The 4529-nt window shown below is 49.1% G+C and carries 6 protein-coding genes; 3 read left to right on the top strand and 3 right to left on the bottom strand.

All coding sequences use genetic code 11. From position 1 onward, the window contains the following. The first annotated feature begins 414 nt into the window (after positions 1-414). Positions 415-933, top strand: a complete 519-nt coding sequence (locus tag ACYC56_RS12380; protein ID WP_461374488.1) for a ferritin family protein — start codon at positions 415-417, stop codon at positions 931-933. Between the two features lie 46 nt (positions 934-979). Then, a complete protein-coding gene (locus tag ACYC56_RS12375) occupies positions 980-1408 on the top strand; it encodes an FKBP-type peptidyl-prolyl cis-trans isomerase (protein WP_461374487.1) in 429 nt (142 codons plus the stop codon). 55 nt (positions 1409-1463) lie between these two features. Here the strand turns inward: ACYC56_RS12375 and ACYC56_RS12370 are convergent, their stop codons facing one another. The 3 genes from ACYC56_RS12370 to ccsA all read right to left on the bottom strand — a co-directional run bounded on the left by ACYC56_RS12370 (position 1464) and on the right by ccsA (position 3832). Then, on the bottom strand, positions 1464-2063 hold the full coding sequence (locus tag ACYC56_RS12370) for a cation transporter (protein WP_461374486.1): 600 nt from the start codon (positions 2061-2063) through the stop codon (positions 1464-1466). A 77-nt stretch (positions 2064-2140) separates the two neighbouring features. After that, positions 2141-2821, bottom strand: coding sequence for a hypothetical protein (locus tag ACYC56_RS12365; protein ID WP_461374485.1), 681 nt, complete (start codon positions 2819-2821; stop codon positions 2141-2143). Between the two features lie 57 nt (positions 2822-2878). Beyond that, a complete protein-coding gene (gene ccsA, locus ACYC56_RS12360) occupies positions 2879-3832 on the bottom strand; it encodes a cytochrome c biogenesis protein CcsA (protein WP_461374484.1) in 954 nt (317 codons plus the stop codon). 132 nt (positions 3833-3964) lie between these two features. Here ccsA and ACYC56_RS12355 point away from each other — a divergent pair, with 132 nt between their 5' ends. After that, positions 3965-4342 (top strand): STAS domain-containing protein, encoded by a 378-nt coding sequence (locus ACYC56_RS12355; RefSeq protein WP_461374483.1) that lies wholly within the window; start codon positions 3965-3967, stop codon positions 4340-4342. The last annotated feature ends 187 nt before the right edge of the window (positions 4343-4529 follow it).

Below are 4529 nucleotides of genomic sequence, written 5' to 3'. Positions count from 1 at the left end.
TGAGCGACGTGGGCCGGAGATTGTCGCTTATGTGGTGGTTGAAAAATCCGTGGCCCTTTCGGGGCCGGATAGGATTTTACCCCACATAAGGGACAAGCGTAGGCAGGTCGCGAACTTTGAGGCGAGACAAGGGCACCCTCCTGTAGGCCGGGCTGCTTAGCACCCACCGCCCAAAAAAACCGCCGTTCTTAGCACACTCTTGCTGCCTTCTGCCATCGCCCGCCCCCACCATAGAGCATAGTCCGTCCTAATGTGGGCGGCACACATCCAATCCTTTTTTGTCCTCTGTCCAAAAATCCGCCTTGGAAATAATCCAAACAAACAGCTGGCGTAAGCCGTTTTAAAAGAATCCTGCTTGCATTGGTTAAAAATAACAGCTAAATTCTATGTAAGCTTGAGAAAGGAATGATTCTAATGGAGCAAGCGTACTGCGAGGCGCTACACGTCGCATTTGAATTTGAGAAAAATGGTGAGATCTTTTATCGCCAACTCCTCGATAAAGTAACCGACCCCTTCGCGAAAAAGGTCCTGGAATTTCTGGCCGATGAGGAAATCGAGCACGTTCGAAAAATCGCAGAATTCAACGACTCCCTTCTTGGTAAAGGCGAGTTCGATTTTGATGCCGAATGCGGCCTCGAACTTACGGATAGAATCCGCATAATGGCTCAGGCACGGATGAAAGAGGCCGAGAAAAACGTCGATCCCAACAGCAACGACCTGGATATCTACGATGTGGCCATGTTGCTTGAAACAAAAAGCTACGACCTTTACGAACGTGCCCTGGCTGTGCCGCAGGACGAGAAAGTGGAGACGTTCTTCAGGTTCATGCTCTACGAAGAGAAAGAGCACTACGATCTTCTCGCCTACTCAAAACGGTACCTAGAAGACCCCGCTTACTACTTCGAAGAATACGGCGGCTGGATTTTTGGCTAAGGCCGGTTAATTTTGCACTGCCCATACGGGCAAGAAAGGATTTTGTATGGTAATCAAAGATGGATCAGAAGTAACGTTTTCATATAGGCTTTTCTCCGGCGAGGAACTCATGGATGAGACCCTACCCGATAAGCCGATGATATACGTACAGGGTGAAGGCCACCTCATACCCGGCCTTGAACAAGCAATGCTGGGCCTCAAAGAAGGCGATACGGCAGATATCACCGTTGAGCCGGATGAAGCATACGGGATGCCCCAGGAAGATAAGATCGTTCGTGTCCCCAAGGAGAACATCCCGAAAGAAGCCAACGTTCACCTGCACGCACAGGTCCCCGCGAAATCGCCTGATGGCGAGATGGTGGTAGGCATCGTAATCGAAGAGAACGACGAGCTCGTGGTCATAGACTTCAACCACGAGCTAGCCGGGCGGCAACTGCGATTTGAAATCGAAATATTGAAAGTATCCGGCGACTAAACCACAACGAACTAGACAACAAAGCCCCGCTATCCGGCGGGGCTTTTCTTCATGGTTATTTAATACCTCCGGTGCCGGTGCTACTGCTGTTTGCATCTCCGGCTGCACCGGTTTCCTCGACAATGCTTCCGCCAACATAAATCGGGGGCTTCTTCTTGACTATCTTCTCGGTCGTGACCCGGCCCGGGTGCTGGCCCTTAATCATAGCATCGATCAACTTAGCAACCGTCACCTTGGTAGGATCGTACTGCATTTCCAAAAGCTTATTAGAGTAATCCGCCTTAATATTGCCAACGGCCCCTAGCTTAACAATCTCTTTCATAATCGTTTGCACGCAATCGGTGCCCGCAAGCTCGTCCATCTTAAAGGTGGTTAGTTCTGCTTTGGACGCATCGATCTGTCCGGCCGAAAATTCCTCCACCCCGTTCATCGGCGCCGCAAGCGATGTCTGCGTATTTTGGCTTACCTGACTGCTAGTTAAGTTCGATCCCGAAGACATTGAAAGAGCTACATAAATAACCAAACCCAGGACGGCCGCTCCCACGATGAACCACGGAGCCATACTTTTCGTCGATTCCTGCTGTGCTGCCCGTGGGCTTCCTTTGCTCTGGTGAACTTTTCCTACTGATTTGCCTTTTTCTTTACGTTTAGCCATCGTACCATCTCCTCAATACCAAACAATCACTAAATTGATTTTCTCAGGAATGCCTTATGATTACAAGATTATGTAAACTAATATTCTACCGCATCTATCCCCGGCCCATTTTCGAAGTCGTCATCAGCTTCTGCCTGCCGCCCACGCCTTCCCCGAAATGCCAGCGCAAGCTCCCGCGAATAGAACGAGAGAACCGTGCCACCGGTAATCAAAACAGTGGCAAACCAGAACACATTGACGTGGTTTTGCATATCCTTGATAAGGAGGATATCCAGTGCGAAAACAACAAAGCCAAGGTGAAGAAGCGCCGACCCCAATTGCACTATAGGCCCCTCCCGCTCGAACACCAGGCTTCCCGATCTCGCCAAGAGCATCATGACCACCATCATCTGGATTACCAAAGATGCGATAAGCAACAACCCAAGCCCGGCCACCAACCCCCATGCCAAGCTTACTCCCACGCAGATCGCCAGGAGTACCAAGCTTAGCTGTAGCAGATAACTCCGGGGGATGAACCGCTTGGGGATACACATACACAGCACAAGCACCAGCGCGATGACAAAGGGATATGCATACGCATTCATCCTGCCCAGGTACTCACCATAGAGTAAAGTTGACGTCCAGTTTGGATCTTGTATCGAGTTGACCCAGCTCTCGATCGTCCCGTAAATCGAGACAGCGGAAAGCCCGACCAATATAAGAATTGTAGCCATTGCCAGCACGAAATCATATATACCGGGTTTTCTCACCTCAAACAACTAACCCTCCAAACCCGCGCCAACCAACAAAACGCTTCTCTAAGCCCGACCCGCACCTTACCCATACGAATGCACCCCGGGTACAACGTAAGTCGTGACATATGTCAGAACAAGCACTACAAAACAGAGGATGCCGAGGGCTGCAGCGGTATTCCACATGCCACGCCTGTGCAGGTGAAGCCTTGAGTGCAGGTATGCGGTGTAAAACATCCACATCATCAGCGACATGTTGATCTTGGGCGACCACCACCACGGCTCGTTTGCCCATGCCGTAAGCGCCCAGGGATAGCTCACCAGCATCCCGAACGTTAAGAGAAGATACCCTAGCTTTGCATAGGTATAGGCGATCTTATCATACAAGTCCTCTCTTTTGACCAGCATGAATACGGACGCAAGAAACGATACGATAAGCGCTGCGTAAGATATGAATAAGAGTGGTGGATGCACCCACATATATGTCGAATTGTAGAAATAGGTGACGCGACCGTAGAAGCTCTGGAAGTACTGCATCTGAGCGTAGGCATCTCCCCCGTTTAGAGCCATCTGATAATTAGCGATCTCCTGGTGAAGCCCGGGAAGTGGGGCTACAAACGGGTTGGATGTGACCATGGTGAGGATGATAAAGCCGCTAAATACGATGTTTAACCATGTGGCGAACTGCGTATCCCGGTTGCGCCTGTAGACGAAATACGTGAATAATCCCAGGAAGATCGCCCAGAAGTAAAGCTTCTCGTTTTCGATCCACAGCGGCGCCATCACTCTTCCCATCGCCGCCTTGTTAATGGGATTAATAAGCTCGATACTTTCATATGTCCTGATATGGAACCAGATGAGTAGTAAGAACCCCGCTAAAAGGATTACGATGTTCGCCGCCAGGACGCGTCCGGTGTCTTTGCTTTTCAAAACGCTAAAGATGGCAAGAAGCGAAGAAGTAAAAATAAAGGCGATTAAAAAGTATGACTGAAATCCCTGTATGAACTCTCGTGCCTGCAGGTAATCGTTATATCCCACGCATATCCCCTAACGCGATAACTTGTAATATTGTATCAGCAGATTAGCCAAACCAAAAGGCATAAGCGGCAGTTATCCTTATTTGCACTATAACGCCGATTAAGATACATTTAAGCTTAGAAGGGGGCGAACATGAACGACTCTGAAGAGCAATTCCAACTAAGAATAAGTATCAAGAGTACAGATGGTATCCCGCTTGTAGCGCTTGACGGCGAGTGTGATGCATTTACCGCATCATTCGCTCATGCCGCTATGGACTCCCTGACTTCTGAGGGATACAAAGGAATAGTCGTTGATATAAGCAAATTAGTATTCTTGGATGTGGCAGGATTCCACGCCCTCGATGATTGCTGCAGGCACATGTCCGAGGTAGGTGGCAAACTGCTCCTCATTAATCCCGAAGAGCAAGTCGAGGATATCTACAACATCTTGCGCGAAAAGGAAAGTTGCGCTTTAGTAAAAAGCCTCGATGAGGCGATGGCAATCTTGACCTCACCCGACGGCGATTGAGCGTTCCCTTTACACGGGGCTTGATTACGGTTATGGTTAAAAAAATCTGCAAATCGGTATAAAGAGTTTTTGATACGCGGGGTTCAGATTGAACCCCATCCTTTATAGTCGCCGGTTTAAAAGGAGAGGTAAGATATGCCAATTAAAAGTGGTTCAACTGTTACATTGGATTACAAAGTGTTTGTCG

The organism is Candidatus Aquicultor sp. (assembly GCF_054640775.1).
This window is presented reverse-complemented; position numbering and strand designations above follow the sequence as displayed.